The organism is Echinicola salinicaeni (assembly GCF_014280965.1).
Classification (GTDB): Bacteria; Bacteroidota; Bacteroidia; order Cytophagales; family Cyclobacteriaceae; genus Echinicola; species Echinicola salinicaeni.
Genome location: NZ_JACODZ010000009.1, coordinates 72,372 through 93,667, shown reverse-complemented (window position 1 = coordinate 93,667; position 21,296 = coordinate 72,372). Strand labels below are relative to the sequence as shown.

At 37.7% G+C, this 21,296-nt stretch carries 11 protein-coding genes; 1 reads left to right on the top strand and 10 read right to left on the bottom strand.

The features are described from left to right. Positions 1 to 361: 361 nt before the first annotated feature. From H7U17_RS17645 to H7U17_RS17620, 6 genes are all read right to left on the bottom strand, one after another. Positions 362 to 1,759 (bottom strand): glycoside hydrolase family 88/105 protein, encoded by a 1,398-nt coding sequence (locus H7U17_RS17645; protein WP_230981474.1) that lies wholly within the window; start codon positions 1,757 to 1,759, stop codon positions 362 to 364. A 45-nt stretch (positions 1,760 to 1,804) separates the two neighbouring features. Beyond that, on the bottom strand, positions 1,805 to 3,094 hold the full coding sequence (locus tag H7U17_RS17640; RefSeq protein WP_186758077.1) for a DUF4861 domain-containing protein: 1,290 nt from the start codon (positions 3,092 to 3,094) through the stop codon (positions 1,805 to 1,807). 5 nt (positions 3,095 to 3,099) lie between these two features. Then, complete coding sequence (locus H7U17_RS17635) at positions 3,100 to 4,878, bottom strand: hypothetical protein (protein WP_186758076.1); 1,779 nt, start codon at positions 4,876 to 4,878, stop codon at positions 3,100 to 3,102. 105 nt (positions 4,879 to 4,983) lie between these two features. Further along, a complete protein-coding gene (locus H7U17_RS17630) occupies positions 4,984 to 6,585 on the bottom strand; it encodes a RagB/SusD family nutrient uptake outer membrane protein (protein WP_186758075.1) in 1,602 nt (533 codons plus the stop codon). Between the two features lie 12 nt (positions 6,586 to 6,597). Then, a complete protein-coding gene (locus tag H7U17_RS17625; protein WP_230981472.1) occupies positions 6,598 to 9,609 on the bottom strand; it encodes a SusC/RagA family TonB-linked outer membrane protein in 3,012 nt (1,003 codons plus the stop codon). Between the two features lie 548 nt (positions 9,610 to 10,157). Next, positions 10,158 to 11,738: a solute:sodium symporter family transporter gene (locus tag H7U17_RS17620; protein ID WP_186758074.1), complete on the bottom strand. Its 1,581-nt coding sequence runs from the start codon at positions 11,736 to 11,738 to the stop codon at positions 10,158 to 10,160. A gap of 369 nt (positions 11,739 to 12,107) precedes the next feature. Between H7U17_RS17620 and H7U17_RS17615 the strand changes: the two genes are divergently transcribed. Continuing rightward, positions 12,108 to 14,024 carry a metallophosphoesterase family protein gene (locus H7U17_RS17615; protein ID WP_186758073.1) on the top strand — a complete coding sequence of 639 codons (1,917 nt, stop codon included), beginning with the start codon at positions 12,108 to 12,110 and terminating at the stop codon, positions 14,022 to 14,024. A gap of 135 nt (positions 14,025 to 14,159) precedes the next feature. On the opposite strand, the gene H7U17_RS17610 is transcribed toward H7U17_RS17615, so the two are convergent. The 4 genes from H7U17_RS17610 to H7U17_RS17595 form a co-directional block, all read right to left on the bottom strand. Continuing rightward, on the bottom strand, positions 14,160 to 15,839 hold the full coding sequence (locus H7U17_RS17610; RefSeq protein WP_186758174.1) for a RagB/SusD family nutrient uptake outer membrane protein: 1,680 nt from the start codon (positions 15,837 to 15,839) through the stop codon (positions 14,160 to 14,162). A gap of 27 nt (positions 15,840 to 15,866) precedes the next feature. After that, positions 15,867 to 18,815 carry a SusC/RagA family TonB-linked outer membrane protein gene (locus H7U17_RS17605; RefSeq protein WP_186758173.1) on the bottom strand — a complete coding sequence of 983 codons (2,949 nt, stop codon included), beginning with the start codon at positions 18,813 to 18,815 and terminating at the stop codon, positions 15,867 to 15,869. A 442-nt stretch (positions 18,816 to 19,257) separates the two neighbouring features. Continuing rightward, positions 19,258 to 20,301 carry a LacI family DNA-binding transcriptional regulator gene (locus H7U17_RS17600; protein WP_186758072.1) on the bottom strand — a complete coding sequence of 348 codons (1,044 nt, stop codon included), beginning with the start codon at positions 20,299 to 20,301 and terminating at the stop codon, positions 19,258 to 19,260. A 268-nt stretch (positions 20,302 to 20,569) separates the two neighbouring features. Next, positions 20,570 to 21,271, bottom strand: coding sequence for a hypothetical protein (locus H7U17_RS17595; protein WP_186758071.1), 702 nt, complete (start codon positions 21,269 to 21,271; stop codon positions 20,570 to 20,572). Positions 21,272 to 21,296: the final 25 nt, after the last annotated feature.

Genomic DNA, 21,296 nt, shown 5'->3' with positions numbered 1-21,296 from the left:
CGTCTATAAACCCCAATTTCAATTTAATTTATCTATTTCTAATATCACTCGAGATTTTCTCTTATAGAACTCTTTAATTCTAGCATAAACTCAAACTTCAAGCAATTCCATTGTTATAATTTCCAGTAATATTATTATCAAATAAATACCTAAATATCCGTCCTAGCAAATCTAATTATGCAAAGGTTTGCGCATTAGGACTAAAAATCAGAAACCGTATAAAATCAAAATTTTATACGGCACACATAAAATTTCATTTGATTTCATCATTGGATTTAGAATATTATCCCAAAAACCAAGAAGGTCTAAGCCTAAATAGCACAGACCTTCTTTGATTCAAATCAATCCTTTTTATAATTGCTTATTCAGAAAATTGAACAGCTGTTTCATCTATTTGGAATGGACTATTATTAAGCATTTTAATTATTTCAGCACCTGCGAGAAGAACTGGTCCATATCCATGTGCTGCATAAACATTCACGGGTCTGTAGTAGTAAAAGCCAGGATCAAACCCCATACCTGTTCCCACGCAAGTCCCTTCTACCTGTCCCTTCTCATTTACCTTGGTGGCCACCGCTGTCCATCCCAAAATTGTCAATGGACCAAAAACCCTATAATCCAACCAGCCATTATTTATCGCCTTAGCATAGCAATAAGTATAAATTGCTGTAGCTGATGTTTCCAAATAACTATCCTCTCTATCTATCAATTGGTGCCAAAACCCTGATCCTGATTGATATTGAGCCAGTCCTTTAGCATGGGCTAGGAAATAGCTCATCATTTTGTCATATTTTGGATGTTCCTTAGGTAAAACATCCAATAGTTCTACCAAAGTCATAAACGCCCAGCCATTGGCCCTACCCCAATGAAACTCAGGAAAGCTTTCTGCACCTTCTACCCAACCGTGCATATAAATTCCTTTTTCAGCATTGAACATTCGTTCCGAAAACAATTCTACCTGCTTGGTTGCCTCATCAAAATACATCATTTCTCCACTAAGCTTCCCCATTTGGGCCAAAGCCGGAACACTCATAAACAGATCATCCAGCCAAAGTGTATTTATGAGAGGCCTGTTCCTGGCAAGGGTCCCATCTTTTAATCGATACTGCTTGTTAATAATGAAATCAATGAAATTATCCACTATTGGAGTCATATCCACATCTATGCCTGCTTCTCTAGCTTTGATTATAGCAGCACACATTGCCCCGGCATCATCCAAAGCATGAGGATTCAAAACCTTCTCGATAGGACTTGATTTTTCTCTTGATAATGTCTTTGAGCCATAATGGTGGTATAATTCATTTAAAAAGGACAAACGATCAAAAGTATATTCTTTGAATTTATCCTCACCGGTTGCTTCTGCTGCAGCCAACATCCCCGCATAGGTCACTCCCCATTCATAACTCAATAACCTAAAATCCCCTTGAGCTAAAACAGCATCCTGTGAGGCAATGGAAATATCCTTAACCAAGGTATTTGTTTCACCTTCAACCAATCCTGCTGGAGTAACTTCTTTCAAATATCCATAAACCCTGTTCAAAACTTCCTGGGTTTCTTCCTGCCGAATTTCACCATATGGAACAGGGTAATCGGGCTGAATAAGATGCAAAGGAGTATTGGTGTCAGTAATTTTTTCCTGAGCATATAAATTTGACCCAAGGGCAAAAACCAAAATTAGCAATGGCAATAAACCAATTGACTTACTGCTTAAATTACTCCTTACTATATCTGAACATTTCATTCTAATCATCTTTTTCATCGGCTTATTCTATCAGGAATAGCCTTAATTCTCTCCTAATTGTTTTCAATTTTGTACTTCAACTTCCACTTTCGCACTGATTTGCTCGGCTAGACCTATTATATAATCCATGAAATAATCTTCTTGGGTAAAACCTGGCTCTGACAGCTCCCATGAAGCCACTGCGTAATAGCTAATCGGTTTATCATTTTCTATCTTAACTCTTGCCAAATACGTATCCGTAATTTGCCCGGAAGAAGGGGCTTCCATCCAGCCCAAATAGTCTTCCTTTGATAAAATCAACCCTAAGCCTAAATACCATTCCTTATCATAGGTTTGCTTATCATGGGTAAAGAGCAGCACAAAATCACCTACTTCAATAATTTCAAGCTTCTTATCAGTTTGATTATTTACCAATCCAACAATAGCTTCTTCATCTCCCTCCAGTCCTGTCATACTGATGGTATTTTTATAAGCATACATCCCAGGCCAGATTTCAGTATTTTCATTTACCTGATAAGTTCTTCCTGTCCCTTCTGGCTTCCAGTTCTTATAATCATATTCCATTAAGGATAGAATTGGACCACTTTCTCTCACGGTAAATGTGGTTTCCGAGACATTGTTAAGACTGTCCTGCTGTATTACTCCTAGCCTTAGAAGTTCATCTCCCACTTTCAAAGCATAACCTCCCAAACCAACAGAATTCCCAACGGAAAGAATATCCCTTCCCCAATCTTCCATCACATGGTAATTATCCTCTGTAACACCTTCTTCATTAATACCTACATCCTCTGGAGACATTTCTTCAGTCTTTTTTCCAAAAACATCCTTTGAATTCCTTCCATCTAGATAATGTCTAAAGCCAACTTTATCATTTTCCCATGAAGGGCCATCAGTTTGGTAAGGCTGGTAGCCCATTACCCCTGGTAACATATCTGGATAAAAAGTATCTGTTTTAGCAGGTCTCACCGTATCATTGACCGAAGGTCGAACACCAAAACGAACATAAGTACGCTGTGTCATTTCAATTGGTTCCTCAATCCAGTCCAGATGCAATAGTTTCTTTACGCCTGCCTCAAGGTCAATCAAAAAAAACAATTCGTCAGATTTTCCATCCCCATCTTCATCTACCAATTGACTGGGTATAAAATTCCCTTGTTCATCACTAAGTTTGGGATATTGTTTTGAAGAGACCGGCTCCCCTAACTCTTCCAAGGAAACTCTTACTGATTTCTCTTTTAAATCAATATTTGATAAATTTTCTACTGATAATTTGCTGAGATTCTCTCGATCTTGTTGACAAGAAAAGAGCGAAACTCCCATCCAGAAAAATAATACTTGCTTAACTTGGTTCATAAATTTCATTCAAAGGTTAAAGTATGAGTAAATGGTGTAATTCCAGTCAAGTATACATGATTTCCTTCAGTTCTTAAGGAACCAAAATGTACACTATATTTTTCACCATCTAAGTTCCTAATTCTTTCGTGCATTTTCACACCTGGGCCAAAAGTGATTTTGTCTCCCTCATTTTCAAAACTGCCTTTCCCATTAGAAAGAAAATAGTTATCACTATTTCCTACTTTTTCCACGCCCTTTAACTGTCCATTTTGATCAAAGCACAATTCAATGGTAACCGTTACTCCCTCTAGACCACCCACATCAAAATTAACACCCACTTTCCCATCATTTTCCTCAATGATCACAGTTGTGTCCAGTGTTTTTACATTACTGACAGGTCTCTTGTCAAAGGCCATTTTACTCCAAAACCTGTCATTCTTGCTTGGAGTATGTGCATAATATCCTTCTTTGTTTCTTTCTTCCTTGGGTAAGGGCTGATAATAAGGAACCTCCAGTTTTTTATGTAGGATATATTTATTCCCTTCTTTTACTAAGCCTTCACTTCTAAAGTGTCCCATACTAAAGAAGTTTGCTGACATACGCATATACCATAAAATAGCTTTTCCCTTCCTGAAGCTGAAAAAATTAGGGCTGACAGATCTTCCAGATGCAATAATTAATGGCCAGTCCACCCCTCCAAATATGGTAGCAGTGGTATCTTCTCTTCGTATCCTTGCAAGGCTGCTTGTTTTAAATAATTTTTCAAAATTGCTTGGAACAGGTTCTATGGTCGGAAGATCCTCTTGCAATAGTACATTATCCATAAAACTATACAATTCTTCCTCAATAATCAATTCCTCAAAGCCTGGAAAGCTTTCTATCATTTTAACAATGTTTGCGAATTTTCCATCCTGGTCCAAAATCGCCAAATGTCTATAATGAAGGTATTGCACTACTATGCTTCTATGGGAATATTGATCCTGTCTCCTAGAATCTGTCGTTACAAGATCCCCATTTGGTTCCATATAATAATAGGTCATTTCAAGGCTTTTCCTCGGAGCCTCATAGAGAAATGGCCGATCCAAAATTCTTCCAAGCGTTAGAAAAGCACTATTTTCAACATCAGAATAATTCATACTTCGCTCTGGATAATGCCCATCTTCATCCATATAAATCCCCTCATCCAGCCAATCATCTATTCTATCAATATACCTTTGATCTGGATAAAGCCTATGGATCATGGCCAAAACCTGACAGACCACCCATCTATGATTTGGCGTATGGATCCCACCTACCACCAAAGCCTCTCCGGCATCTTGAATAAACTCCTTGATTTTAACTTTTACCGTGTTAAGTTCCTTGTCTTCCTTCTGGCTTAAAATATATACACCGGAGCATAGTGGCTTCATGATAAACCCTGTATCCGGTGGAGATTCCAAATTTCCCGCATTGATAGTACCATCAGGCCTTTGACTGGCTATCAGCTTATCAGCCGTTTCCTCTAAAGCTTTAATCAGGTTCTTATCTTCATAAAACTTAGATTCCTTGCAACAATAAGCTGCTGAAAATTTGGCAAAATTATACCCATTGCTCCTTCCTCCATGTCTGTTGGCAGATTCCCCTTTTGTCAATAGTGCTTGGACATGTTCATCATTTGCTTTGATCATCTTCTCCATTAAAGCAGAGCTATTCATTTTGCCCGTATTGGAAAAGCCAGGGATGCTCATACCTGGGATAAAATATAATGCAGTACCAATCCCCAAGGATTGCTTCAAAAAGGTCTTTCGGGTTATATTGTTCATATTGATATTTTTCAATTTCTACCTGTAAACTAATCTGGAAAACACTTAAATACAAAAGGAACTTTCCCCTACAAGGGAAAAGCTCCTAGTTTATAAACCCCAATCTTAATTATATTCTTCATTTTGTGTAATACTTCCTCCGCTGACATCCACTTCACTTTGTGGTATAGGTCTCAAAAGGTGATAAGGTCTAATAGCATCATTTAGGGCCGCATGAGGATTATGCGCCAAAACCCTATCTATTAAAGTTCCATTTCTTTTCAGCTCCATCCATCTACTGATTTCTCCACCCAGTTCTTTAGCACTCTCATCCATAATCAAATCAATATTCACCTCATCTGCCTCAACCATTCTTACCAAACCTGCCCTTGACCTCAAAGCATTGATATGTTCTGCAGCTTTGGCCAAATTTCCAGCTTGGAGATAAGCCTCTGCTGCAATTATTCTAGTTTCCCCGGAGCGCATAATTATAGCATCTCGCTCCCCATCAGGATTGATACCGGGGTTAGTATATGGAACACCAGGATCATCAAATTTCTTGAACATAGGGTAATGTACTTGGGTCAAACCATCAGGGGTGAAATATTGGTCAGGATTAATCACAGTATAATCTTTCGAATCAATCACAGTCTGGTCCCATGCTGTTTTAGGGAAATAAATACTTGTATCTCCAACAGCAATTGTCCCATCAATACTGCTGACTTCTGCAATCATTAGCCTCCTGATAGTGGCTTCTTCACGTTCATCCCCTTCTTCAAAAAGCCCAAAGAAATATGGGGTAGGTGCACGACCTAAACCTCTATGATACAAAGTGGACCTGGTTTGTCCAGGATAAACGTCATACACAAACTTGAACAACAAATGTCGGTTATTGCCCAATCCCCTTGAAACAGGATTAGATCCATAAAGCAATGAAAAGATCACTTCCGAATTACGTTGGTTCTCCTTGGACACCAAAGAGGCAAAATCCCCCACTAGCGGATGGTTTTCTATTACCGTTTCGGCTAATGAGGCTGCCTCGGTAAAATCCTGGCTGCTCCCAAACGGTTTGTATCCTTTGGTTACTAACACCTTAGCCATCAAGTGCCTAACAGCATCTTTGGAAACTCTTCCATATTGGCTAGGATTTGCATCCACACCATTAAGCGCATCATCCAAGTCTTCTACAATCTGCGAATAAACTTCTTGCTCAGTTGCACGGTTAAAATCAGATTGCGCCGATCTTATTTCTTCTAAAACCAATGGAATTCCCCCAAAATTCTCTACTAAATGGAAATAAGCAAAGGCTCTTAGAAACTTGGCCTCCCCCAGGCTTTTTGCCTTTTCTGTTTCACTGATACCCTGTACATCATCCGCTCTGCTAATCGCAGTATTTGCTGCAGCAACGACATTATAGTAATTGGTCCAATAAGTGGAAATAGAGCCATTAGTTGGTCTTAAGTTCACATAATCATTCAGGTCGCTTATCCCTGCAACGATCCCACCACGTGTAAATACATCAGTACCTTGGTGATCCAAGTCATAAAATGTGGTAGCCAGCCTTAATTTATCATATCCATTGGCCACTAACTGATCCAATCCGCTGGGATCATTTAGCAGGATATCATCGGAAAGAAAGTTTCGGTTTTCCTCTTCCAGGAAATCAGCACAGGCAGAAAGGCCCATTATTCCTGTTAAACATATTATTAATATGATATACTTTTTCATTTTGCCTTCTGATTAAAATTTAACATTGATTCCACCCATAAGGATTCTGGACATATAAGCTGATCCCCAGCTATTACGGGCAGCATTCTCAGGATCCCAGCCTTCGTAATTGGTAAATGTGAATGGATTTTGAGCGGTAAAGTATAACCTAAGACTACCGATTTTAAGTTTATCCAAAACAGCATTATCAAAATTATAGCCCAAAGTAATATAACCTACTTTGACAAAGGACACGTCTCTGTATACAAGGGGCTCTGCAAATGGCCCATCATTACTTGGCTGACTCCAATCATTAGATGGATTGTCCGGAGTCCAATAGTTTGTTTTCAAACTATTGAATCTAGCCTCAATATTATACCACCCAGCATGAGACATGTGGAAATAACTTGGTGAAGTAGCACCTTGGCTAGTCCTAACAAAGAAGGTGAAATCCCAATTTTTGTAATTAAAAGTATTAGAAACACCACCTGTCCAATCTGGCATATTTGCTCCTACAACAGTCCTATCATCAGCATCAATTACACCGTCATTATTGAGATCCTTCACTTTAACCTGCCCAGGTTGCTGTCCATAACTTTGAGCTATATCAACTTCATCCGTTTGCCAGATTCCATCAAATACATAGGTATAAATTGAACCTACAGGCTCACCCACTTTATGTACATAAGACCCGGCCTGAACACCAAAAAGAATCTGATCCAAATCACCATAAAGTTTAGTAATCTTATTTTTGTTTCTTGCAAAATTTAATGACGTAGTCCACTTAAAGTCACCATTATGGATATTCACAGAATTCAACCCTAACTCAACCCCTTTATTGGAGGCCTCTCCTACGTTTTCAAATACCCCAGAAAAGCCAGTTACCCTAGGTGTGGGTCTGAAAAAAATGATCCCTGTGTTCTTCCTGCTATAAATGTCCAAAGACCCATAAAGACGATTGTTAAAGAAGCCAAAATCCAAGCCAAAATTAATTTCTTTGGTTTTTTCCCAAGTAAGGTTCTGATTAGCCAAATTGGTTACATAGGCTGTTTGAATAATATTATCCCCCAAGTTGGTGAAATTATTACCTACTAGTGACATAGATTGCAAAGGTCCCAAACCACTACCAGCTCCATTGTTACCAGTCTCACCATAACTCAATCGAAGTTTCAGTTCACCCAAAAAGTTTTGGTTCTTCATAAAACCTTCGTCTATGATTCTCCAAGCAAAAGCTGCAGAAGGGAAGAAAGCCCATTTATTTTCAGCAGCCAAAATAGATGACCCATCATATCGCCCAGTAAGGGTAAACAAGTATTTGTCCTTTAAGGCATAATTTACCCTACCCGTGAAGGATTCCAAGGTTTGTTTTGAAAACCCTCCTTCAGCATTTCTCAAATCAGATCCCGCATCGATATTGTAGAACAAGAATTCATCTGTGGAAAAATTCCTTCTTTGAATTCTATAATTCTCATACCTGTCCATGAAAAGTGAATATACTAAGGTGGTATTCAAAACATGATCCGAGCCAAACTGTACATTGTAGTTTGCAATATTATCCCAAGTATATGAAATGCGGTTACCATTGGTCACATCAGCCCTTCTATTTTCAACTTTACCACTGGTGGACTTAGCATACCTTCCCCGATATTCTCCATAGCGGTTAAATTCTATATTAGGAGAAAAATTAGAACTAAATTTTAAATTTTTACTTGGCGTAAAAGAAAGCGAAAGATTACTCAAATAATTTAAGCTTCTTGTTTCCCTGGTAATATTATCCGGCTCGAAAAGCGGATTGGTAATAAAGGTTTCGCCCTCTAATGGGAAGAACACTGGATCCCCATTTTCATCATATGGAGTGCCGGTAGGACGCAATCGGTGAGCACTTCTTACTCCCTCTCTACTACCTTCATTCCTAATGGCAAAAGAAGCATAATTACTGAATGCCATGGAAAAAAGATCGGAGAGCTTACTACTTACATTCCCCCTGATAGTATATCGTTCATAATCTTCACCTTCAAAGGTGCCTTCATCTTGAGTATAGGCTACCCCAAGGCCATAAACTGTCTTATCATTTCCACCATTTAAACTTAAAGTATGGTTTTGCTGCATCCCATTATGCTTGACCAAATCTATCCAGTTCACAAAATTTCCATTGGACACGTTTTCCAACTCATTTGGCCTCATATAGTTACCCAAATCCACATCATCAGGAGTTACGCCAAAGTCCCCTGAAGCATAATAGGTTCCTACAACAGCATCTCTTAAGTACTTTACAAACTCTTCCCCTTGGAGCATGTTAGGCTTATTATAGGCTTGTTTTACCCCAATATAGTTATCATACTGAACTGTCATTTTCCCCTCACTACCCTTTTTGGTCTCGATAATCACCACACCATTACTTCCTCTGGATCCATAAATGGCCGTAGCAGAAGCATCTTTTAACACATCCATCCTTTCTATATCCGCTGGGTTCAAGAATGAAATATCGTTCACAAAAATCCCATCAACTACAAAAAGAGGATTCTGACCCGGATTAAAACCGCCTTGTTCCACTGTTTCATTGGCATTAATGGTATTGGAACCTCTAATCCTTACATTGAAACCACCACCGGGTTTATTATCTGCTGCTTGAATATTCACACCTGCCACTTGACCTTGCATGGCTTGGAAGGCATTGACCTTATTCGTTTCTTTAATCGTCTCACTGCCCATAGAAACCACCGAACCTGTTAAGTCCTTCTTTTTGGTTTCTCCATATCCGACTACAACTACTTCATCTAGTTGGGACACATCGGGTTCCAAGCTAATGTTTATTTGGGATTGATTACTGATAGCTACAGTCTGGGTCACATAGCCAACAAAAGAAAAAGAAAGTATTGAATTATCTGCATCAGATACACTAATGGAATATTGACCATCCAAATCAGTAACTGTTCCATTGGACGTGCCTTTTACCAATACAGTTACTCCTGGAATGGGCTGCTCATCCTCGCCAGAAATTACTTTTCCAGTAATATTGCTTTGGGCAAAACTTATTTTTGCCATGATGATGAATATAACCACCATCGATACTTTTTTTAAATGACATAAGTTTACTCCCTTTTGGGGCATATTCAGCCATTTTGATACTTTGGGTGAAAATTGGTTCATAAGATGTTATTTTGGATTGAAACTGATAAATTTCACTTATTCATAGGAACCACCAAAAACAAATTTTAATCTACTATAATGAATTATAATAACATTTGATTCTGATTTTAGTAGCTTCACTATATTGTTATTCCGTAAATTAAAAGTGTTAAACCAACATTTACAAAAATATTTACGCAAACGTTTGCACGAGTTAGAAAAACAATACTTTGTAGGGATTTAAGCAATTTTATATGGTTAATAATTAAAACCAAAACCATACATATACAATCCGTAAGAGGAATAAATAACCATTAAAACAAGTTAAAACGTTATTATTGACCTATAACGAGAAAAACAAAAGGTATACTTACAAAACGAAATTTTATATACTAAAAAGTTATAATTCAAAAAAAAGAGGCATAAAATGCCTGCTCATTATTGGATCTAAAGGCTATACAAAACTAAACATTTCCCAACCATATATATATGGTCAAAGTAATAACTACCAAACTAATAGAAACGATACCGGCATACTTCCATTTATTATAATCCAACCCTTCCCTATCTACAACCATTTCCTTTTTTTCTTTGGGCAAGAAATATGATATCAAGAACATAATCCCCATATTCAATAGAAATTCAATTCCCCAAACATGTACGAAATGGATATTAATATCCAATATAAAAGTAGCCAGCACATAAAAAATCAAACCCGTCACCAAGGCCACCTTAGCAGCTCCTGCTGTAATATTCTTGGTGAAAAATCCTGCAATCATAATAGAGGCAATAGGAATGAAGAATATTCCGTTCAGTTGTTGCAGTAGCTGAAACAAACCTTCAGGAGCATTGGCTACCATCGGTGCTGCCACTATAGAGGTTATGGCTAAAAAAGTAGCAGATAATTTACCTGCAAGCACCAACTTATGTGGACTCGCTGAAGGTTTTATAAGTCTTTTATAAATATCAATACTGAATATCGTTGAGGCACTATTCAATACACTATTGAATGTACTTAACACAGCTCCCATGATTACTGCCGCAAAAACTCCGGTCAACCCCACTGGCAAGACCTTCTTTACCAATTCAGGATATACCATATCCTGACTATCAAAGTATCGGTTTCCAAAATAGTAATAACCTATCACTCCTGGCAATACGATAATAAAAGGAACCAAAAGCTTCAAAACACCGGTATACAATAGTCCTTTCTGCGCTTCTTTAAGATTTTTCGCACCAAGGGCCCTCTGGATTATAGTTTGATTCATGCACCAGAAATAAAGCTGATTAATGATCAATCCAGTAAATAAAGTGCTAAATGGCAACACAGAATCCTTTGCTCCAATGACATTGAACTTCTCTGGGCTATTTTCAAACACCTTCCCTATTCCATTAAACGGATTTCCCTCACCAATCATAAATAATGCAATCACTGGCACGAGTAAACCAGCAATCAATAATCCATATCCATTAATGGTATCAGACACTGCCACGGCCTTTAGACCACCAAAAATAGCATAAACAGAACCAATCCCCCCAACAGCCAAGACAGTATACCAAAGTCCTGTTTCCCTGCTTACCCCCAATACTTCGGAAACATTAAATAGACTCTCTAAATTAATTGCTCCCGTATAAAGCACTATTGGTAAAAGTGTAACTGCAAATGAAACCAATAAGAATAAAGCCACCAATGATCTGGTACCCGCATCATACCTGGACTCCAAATACTGTGGAATAGTAGTCAAGCCCATCTTTAAATATTTGGGCACAAAATAAATTGCTGCAACAATAAGGGCCAAGGCGGAAGTCACTTCCCAAGCAATTATGACAAAGCCATTTTTATATGAAGAGCCGTTCATTCCAACCAAATGCTCAGTAGAAATATTGGTCATAATCATAGAGCCCGCTATGACCACTCCTGTAAGGCTTCTTCCTCCTAGAAAATACCCATCCTCGGTGTCCAAATTTTCTTTTCTGGTCTTTCGCCATGCATAAAATGCCACAAAAAGGGTAAAGGCAATAAATGATAATACAGAAGTTAACATTATAAAAACAGGGTTATTTTGGGTGTATTGCCTGCCGTTTATTGACTAAGCAAAAATCAATTTGTTATCGTTTATAAACAAAGAACCGACTTATTAATAAGTCGATTCTTAATTTACTGACAAACCTTAAACACTAATTAATATCAATAATCCATGAATTTGACTTGAAATAAAAGTCTTTTTCAATATATCATTATGCAAAGGTTTGCACAAACAAAATAACCATATTATCCTTCATGTTTTGAAATTTGAAACATATTGCTCTAACTTAAAAAATTGCGCTTAAATTAAACCTTACAATACATCACTTAACATACATTATATAGGGCCAATAAGCCTTCCTATTGAAGTACCTTTCTAATAAAAAACATGAACTATTTCATTCACAATATGGATATTATTAATGGCTCCAAATGGCTATTACTACTATCCGTTGCATTTTTCATTGTTCCTCTTTCCTATGGACAATCACCTAACTCCTTTGACAAAATTGCTTTCGTTTCTGATGTGCATTTACAAGATGTTTTTGCAGATCTAACGAATAGTGACTTTAAGGGAATATATCAAGATGAAACCGGGAAATATGCCACTATACGGACCATGAAGGCCCAACTAAACTCAACTAGACTTTTTAATGAAAACTATTTTGCTTTTCATCAGGCATTAGAAAACATCAATGAGCTTGGAATTAAAATAGTGGTGCTTCCTGGAGATTTCAGTGATGATGGGCAGCCCATGAATATTAAAGCACTTAGGAAAATCCTAAAAAGCTATGAGCAACAATATGGAATGAGATTTTACCTCACTACTGGTAACCATGACCCTGTCACTCCATTTGCCAGTCCTGGAGGAAAGTGGGATTTCTTGGGGCCAAATGGCCAAGACCAAATACTGATCAGTGATTCCAGCTTACTAGTTGGAAAAGAAAATATCACTTCCCCAATAGGTATAGATACACAAATACAGTACGGAGGTTATCCTGAAATAGGTAAAATATTAGGAGACTTTGGCTTCTTTCCCAATCCTAAGGACCTATTTTGGACCCATCCCTATGAAGCACTTGATTATGCCAATTATGATTACAATAAAAGCATGGGCAATGCTCAACTCAAATTTCGCAGCTTTCCGGTTGATGATTCACATAGATTACCCGACCTAACCTATTTGGTGGAACCAATTCCTGGAATTTGGTTATTAGCAATTGATGGCAACGTATACCAGCCTATCGATGATACAGAGCGGTTTAAAGGATCAAGCATTGGTTTTAATTTGACTTCCATTCAAAAAGCTCATCACTTAAAATGGGTCAAAGAAATTAGTCAATTAGCTAAAGAAAAGGGCAAAACATTAATTTCCTTCAGCCATTATCCTTTGGTGGAATTCAACGATGGTACAGATGAGCAGTTAAGCAGATTATTTGGAGAAAATAAATTCCAATTGGCTAGAAGTCCAAAATATTCCACTTCTCAATTGTATGCAGGCGCAGGTTTGAAAATCCATGTTGCAGGCCATATGCACCTCAATGACACAGGAATTTTTAAAGATGAAGAAGGAAACCATTTATTCAATATTCAAGTACCATCCATAGCCGCCTATCCCCCAGCCTTCAAAACGTTCAAAGTCTGGAAAACAGACAGTATTGAAATACAGACACACCGTTTGAATCAGGTTCAAGAAATGAACACTTTCTTCCCCCTTTACCTTGAAGAACACAATTATCTTAAAGCAAATAATGAAAATGATATTTGGGACAATCAAGTACTTAATTCCCGTGACTATCAAGAATACACCAATTACCATCTTAAAGAATTGGTCAGGTTAAGGTTTATTCCCAATGATTGGCCAGAAGACTTTAGCCAACAATTACTTGGAATGAATGGAAAAGAACTTTTCTATTTTTCCTCATTATACCGACCAACTGAAAGGTTTAAGTTCTTACAAACTAAGGACATGTCAGATCGTTCAAAACAGGAGCTTAGAAAAGCACTAACAAAAAAAGGAATTGACTATGATAATTTGGAAAAATGGACTGGCCTGGATCTAATCACCGCTTTTTACTTTATAAAAAACGGTGATGAAATTGCTTACCAAGACTTGGGGATTGAACGGATTAAAATCTACTCTGAACTTTTACATCTGGCAAATCATATTGAACCAAGGCAAAACGAGACTTTTGCCAACTCCTTTCAGTCATTTACCAAGATATTTGATCAAATGTTAAAGGGTGAAGCTTCAGATCATTTCTCCATTGACTTAAATACCAACAAAATCTACAACTTGAATTAAATTGATAATTTTTAAAGAGTGTAAATCACATTATAAATATCAATAAAGAGGAGAACAATAATATTTTCTCATTAGATATTTAATTAAAAAAGGCTACCAAATTGGTAGCCTTTTTTAATTTATACTTTAACTAAATTAATATCCAGGGTTTTGCTCAAGGTAACCTGGAATACTTGATGCACCATCCAATGCGGTCTGTGGGATAGGAAAAATTCTCTTTCTTGGATCACTATCTGTCTTTTCGGTCCAAGTATCCTCAAATTTACCAAATCTGATCATATCAGTTCTTCTTTGCATTTCCCAATAGAATTCAAAGCCTCTTTCCCTGTAAAGCAAGTCCAGATTGATTTCGTCCAAGGGAGGAGCAGTGAATCTAGCAGTCCTTGCAGTCCTAACCATATTTACATCTGCCAAAGCACCAGCAAAGTCACCATTTCCACGCAACTTAGCTTCAGCTCTCATCAGGTAAATATCTGCTAGCCTCATCAAGACAATATCGGCCTCACCAAAATTCCTACCACTACTGGACTTCTTACTGAACTCGTATTTCTCCACCCTATAACCACTACTATATAAACTCCCTGTAGTAGTATAGTCGATCAACTTAGTAAAATTAACCGCCAAATCAGGTCTGTTCCTAGATCGGCTATATAGCTTTCCTATTCGATAGCCTACTCCATCTTCACACCTTTGGAAACCATTTTCATTTCTGATCAGACCATATTGCTGTCCTCTTAAGATCCCTCTATCAATTTCAAAATCCTCTCCATTTATACAAGAATCAGCTGGGATAACTAGATTTTTCTTGTGGAAACGCGGGTCGACATCTGCCGGATCCATTGGAGCATAAGCATTTTCCCAAGTTTCATAGAAATCTGAAGTGATTCCAGGACCATCCGTACCATTGGCATTCGGAAATTCAGGTAATGGATACATATCACCTGATAGAGAGAAATATGCCATACGGTTATGACCATTTAGTTCAGCTCTTTGGTCATAAACAAAAATCAATTCAGGGTTCCTATGGTTTTCATCATCGAACATCGCAAAATAATCTTCCGAAAGGGAATAACGCCCTGAGGCTATCACCTTATCACAATATTCAATTACCTTGGACATATCCGCTGGATCAAAATTAAAACTCTCCGCGTACCTGTCCTTATAAACTGCTGCATTGAGGTATAATCTGGCCAAAATGGCCTGCACCGCTCCTTTGGACATACGACCTGGCCCTATATCCTCGGGAACAAGATCTTCTGCAAATAACAATTCCGATTCAATATAGTTGAATGCTTCTTCACCTCTTAGAATTACAGAGGTTTCATTCACATCTTCTTTAACAAAGACCAAACCATATAAATCTAAACTCAATAATGAGTAGAAAGCCCTTAATGCCCTCATTTCAGCTACATAAACCGAAGCATTGGGATCAGTAGTCGTTGGGATTACATTGATGGCCGTTACACTTCGGGAAATCCCCTGCATAATTTGGTTCCAAGTATTTCTGATTCTTGGGTCGGTTGTTATGAAATTATGGGTATGCATAGCAATAAATATCCCATTATCACCCCAGTCCGTACCTCCCCTAAATGGCAGTATGGCTTCATCAGTTGAAATTTCCTGAAGGTTAAAGTAATTAACGTGATTAAATAAACCACTGAATGTAGCATAAGCAGCAACCACATTACCTTCTACAATTTCATTTTGGGACAAGCCTGAAGCAGAGGTCTCATCCAATATTTGTTCATTGAGGTCTGTACATCCGCCCGCCAGCAATAAGCCGCCTGCCAGCCCAGACAATATCAACTTTTTCATATCTTGAAATAATTTCATTTCCAATGATTAAAGAATAATGTTTAAACCAAGTGTAATGGTCCTTGCCTTAGGGTAGCTCATATAGTCAACTCCATATGAAGATACACCATTTATAGTTCTATCAGTATTAACCTCTGGGTCATAACCATCATAAGGTGTGATCACAAATAGATTTTGTCCAGTCACGGAGAACCTTAAATCCCTGACATATTTTGAAATACCGATTTGTTCAGTATTGAAGTTATATCCTAGTGATAGGTTATTCAATCTGAAGTAATTCGCATCTTTCAAATATCTGGTAGAAACCGGAGCAGGATTATTTACTGACTCCTCAGAGAATTCAATTGCACTCGGTGTTGCATTCAAGCCCCTAGCAAGTCTCAGTTTAAAGAATAATGCATTGGCTGTATTGTCATAAAGCTTGTTTCCTGAAACACCAGTGAAATTAAAGGACAAATCAAATCGTTTAACACTTAATCCACCATTGATATTATACTGTAGATCTGGTAAGGCTGTTCCTGCTACAATTCTGTCTGCATCATTGACCACCCCGTCATTATTGGTATCCCTAAACATATTCAAACCATCCTCATCGAAGCCGATATGCTCAAGCAAGTAAAAGGAACCAATTGGTTGTCCATTGATATAACCATTGATAGTTGCCGATGATAGACCAGCGCCAGTTGCACTACCTGAAGGAATAACTGTAAATGGAGAGTTTTTCACTTCGTTATTGATGAAAGTCGTATTACCACCAATATTGAAAGACACATCATTTGAAATACGTCTTCTGTAATTCAAGGCTACTTCTACCCCTTGATTGATAATATTCATATCCTCAACATTTACCCAAGTGGTATTGGCTGGCTGTACAGGGTCTGCAGGAATAACCTCCAAAAGGATATTATTGGAAACCTTTCTAAAATAATCTACGGAACCAGATAGACTAGCATCAAAGAAAGCGAAATCAAGTCCAATATTCGTTTGAGTAGAAACCTCCCATTGCAAATCAGGATTGGCCAACCTACTAAAGGTGATTCCACCTGGATAATTGGAAGAATTATCTAAAGGATAACTTGTACTTCCACTCACCTGAGCGGTATAAAGAGGCTGGGTAATTTTGGAAGGAATTTCCTGATTACCTGTTTGTCCCCATCCGAAACGAAGTTTAAGATCATTCACAAAATTCGACTCAGAAAGGAAATCTTCTTCTGACAGTCTCCAACCCAATGAGAATGAAGGGAAAACTCCATATTTATTATTCTCACCAAATTTAGAAGATCCATCAGCCCTTACAGTAGCAGTAAGCAAATAGCGGTTATTGAACTGATAATTTACTCTTCCAAAGAAAGATTGTAATTCATTGATAGTCGCAAATCCAGTTGGTCTGTTATTGGCCAAACTTAAGTCCTGACCCAAACCAGGATTGTACCTAGGTTCAATATCCGAGAATGGAAAGTCATTGATACTGCTAGACCTGCTTTGTACGAAAATTTCCTGGTAAGAATGACCTACCAAAGCTGTCAAGACATTTTTTTCATCCTGATAATTATAAGTAAGGTAATTTTCTATTAGAAAGTTACGATTATAACCATTGGTGATTTCAAGCCTTCCAATCTGCTGAGGCTCAACACTTGGTAAACTTTGTACATCCCTAACAGAACTAGAATTATCAATACCCACATTGATTTTATAACTAAAGGACTTACTTATATCCAAAGTACCACTGATGTTCCCGATGACACGATTAATACGAGTATAATCATCATATATTTCCAATTGCCTCAATGGATTGGTCCCGGCAGGGTCCCTAAAAGGGAGACCGTCATTTCCATAGGCTGGGAAAGTTGGATTGGCAGCCAAGGCACTACCCAAAACGCCTGAAATCTGCGGACGCTGGCTAAGGGTTTGGGAAGCGCTCAAATTCATATCCACCGTAAGGATATCATTTTCAAGGAATTTTTGCGAAACATTCAATCTTCCAGAATACCGCTTAAGCTCACTTTCCTTGATTATCCCTTCTTGGTTCTGATATCCTAAGGAAGCAAAATAAACCAAACGCTTACTACCTCCATTAAAGGATAAGTTATGGTTCGCAGTAACAGCCGTTCTTGAAATCTCTTTTTGCCAATCTGTATTGGCCAAGGAATCCTGCAGTATACCACCTATTGCTTCCACTTCTCTCCTGTAATCATCTGCACTGAAAACATCGATTGGATTGGCCATATTAGAGAAACCATATCCCATGGTATAATTCATTGTGGATATACCCTCACTGCCCTTCTTAGTAGTAACGATGATTACACCATTAGCACCTCTAGAACCGTAAATTGCAGTTGCTGAAGCATCCTTTAAGACATCAATGGACTCTATATCCTGAGGATTGATGAAATTAAGTGGATTATTATCACCACCAGTACTGGAGTTATCCAAAACTACCCCATCGATTACAAATAAGGGAGAATTACCCGTTCTTACACCTCCTGGTCCACGAATGGTAATATTTTGGCTAGCACCTGGCTCGCCACTGGAGGCCACCACATTTACACCAGCTATTTTACCTTGGATCAAATCTTGAGGTGAATTAACTATCCCTTTGTTAAACTCCTTAGATTTGACAGTAGCCATAGCTCCTGTTACATCCTTTTTCTCTTGAATACCATAACCTACCACAATCACTTCGTTCAAGTCCTGCGTATTGCTGGTCATGGTTATTTCAAAATTCGTTTGATCCCCGACAGTTATTTCCTGACTTTCATACCCTATAAAACTAAAGAACAGTACGGATTCGCTAGAATTAACACTAAGGCTAAATGTCCCGTCAATATCCGTAACAGTACCATTACTAGTTCCTCGTTCGAGAATACTCACACCTGGAAGTGGTTCTCCACTAGCATCTCTTACTAAGCCGCTAATAGCGATTTCCGGTGGAAAATACTTTGTGTACGCTTCTGCCTTTCCTTCCTTAATTACCATTAAGGTCAAGAACAAGCATAAACAAAAGACCTTTAAAACTGAATTCGTTTTAAGGCCCAAATCATGAGTAAAGTTTTCCATAGATTCAGTATTATGTTTATTAATTAATTGGGTTCAAATGTAATACTGAACTAAACCTGAGAAAGCTGTTTTCCCATTAGGCTTCTATTACAAATCATTGCGAGGCGATAACCAAATAATAATATCTAAATCGGTCAAAACGCCTCTTTTGTAATTAAAAACTGTAAAATGAAAAACTGGCATCTATCATAATATCAATAGAATATCTTGGGCTTAATTGCAAAACCAATTTTCCATTTATTTATTTCATAAAAAAAGAAACAGAAGCTTTTTGCTATGCAAAGGTTTGCGCAAAATTCATTTTACAGAAATATTCCAAAAAATCGATATTATTCGCAATCAGATATTATCTGATTTGAATTTAAACTTTATAAAAATCTGGTAAAGGCTTAGAAGATTCTCGAATGACCAGCTCTGGTTTCAATACTTCATACCGGTAATTAACATCATCAAAATCTTTATCCAGTTGATTCATCAAAATTTTGGCTGATAGCATGCCCATATCATATACTGGCTGCCATACTGAACTAAGTGAAGGATGGAAATATTTACTGTAAGGTTCATCATCAAAACCAACAATAGAAATATCTTCAGGAATACGAAGCCCTCGCTCAAATATCACTGCCATAGCCCCGATGGCAACAGCATCATTAATAGCAAAAATGGCATCAGGAGGATAAGGCAAATCTAAAAGTGCTTTTGCTGCTTCTTCTCCAAACTCGGAAGTAAATCCATCTACGGTTTGAATTAGCTCTTCTCGAATAGCTAAATTATTATCACTTAGGGCTTTTAAATAACCAGCTTTTCTATGTTGACTGGTAGTCAAATTAGCAGGCCCTGCAATATGAGCCAAACTTTTACAGCCTGTTTTCACTAAATAATCTACAGCCTGATAAGCGCCATCAAAATCAGCTACCAATACCTTATCAGCGTCAAAACCCGGACAATCCCTATCAAAAACAACAATTGGAATACCTGATGAGCGTAACTTTTCCAAATGTCCGTAAGTCATGGTGTTTGAAGAAGTAGAAATCAAAAAGCCATCAACCCTACCAAGTGATAGCGTTTCAATCAGTTTTTCTTCTTCCTCAAAAGATTCATTGGATTGACTGATGATCAATTTATAGCCCGCCTCATCTACCATATCCTGTACGCCATTAATCACCATGGCAAAAAAATAGCTAGTGATTTCTGGCACAATGACTCCAATGGTTTTGGTTTTCTTTTTCAATAAACTCAAAGCCAACATATTGGGTTGGTAATTGAGCTCTTTGGCCAAGCTTAATACCTTATTTTTTGTTTCTAAACTTATAGAAGGATTATCATGTAAGGCCCTTGAAACGGTAGAAGCGGAAATATTCAGGGCTTTAGCAATATCGGTTATGGTACTGTGTCTTTTTTTCATGATAAGAACCAAGTTAAGAATAAATTCCCTTTCCGTATTATACCAAAATAATTTTATTCTAATGAAGAAAAGAGGGATTATGAAACCTAGAATCTTATACGCAAAATCAGTACAATTCTCTAATGAAACATTTAATTTACCTCTTGCATCAAATCAAATAGATTATCAATTATCATCAAAAAAAAAAGAGCCGGCACAAACCGGCTCCTCCGTGATAAATCTACATCAAAAAATACTTGGTTATAAACCAAAAGCTACTTAATGATCATTATTTAAATTCACCATCTTTCAAGAATAGAGCTGACTCTATATTAGCCAAAAAGCTGTTATAGGTTTCTTCATTGCCATCTTCACCATTAGGACCAACTTCGATAGTACCATCACCATCTCCATCAGAAATTAGGCTTGGATCCACTCCTTCGAAGAATCTGTCCAAATAAAGTCCAAAGACTACTTCTTGGGCTCCATCTACTTCTATCCCTTGTGGATATAGAATCTTAAAGGTTTCTTCCAAATCAATGTACATGGTAGCTGGTGTATCAAACCAATCTCCTTTAACAAGTACCGATTTTCCATACATCTCGTCGTCTTCAGGAACATTCATGGCTTTTACTAAATCGAAATCCAGCTTTCCATAAACACCATTAGCAGCACTCACGCTTCCAAGGGGACTTACCATAACCTCTCCATTTTCAACTAACTTAATAATTTTTTGTCCCTTGCTGTTCACATTGACAATAGTTGGCTTTTTACTATTTTCACTAGTTGCTCTAAGGTTAAGAAGTACCCTATCTACTGACATGGTAATATCTGAAATAACCAAATTACCATAACCCAAACTAGCCATTCTAGCATTAGGGTTTGAACTGTTGGCCACGGTAGCTGATACAGTCACCTGGCTTTCTTGTGTGGCTGGCATTTCATCATTTTGTGAACATGATGCCACAAATGCGGAGATTGAAAATGCCATCAATAGATGTTTAAAAGTGTTTTTA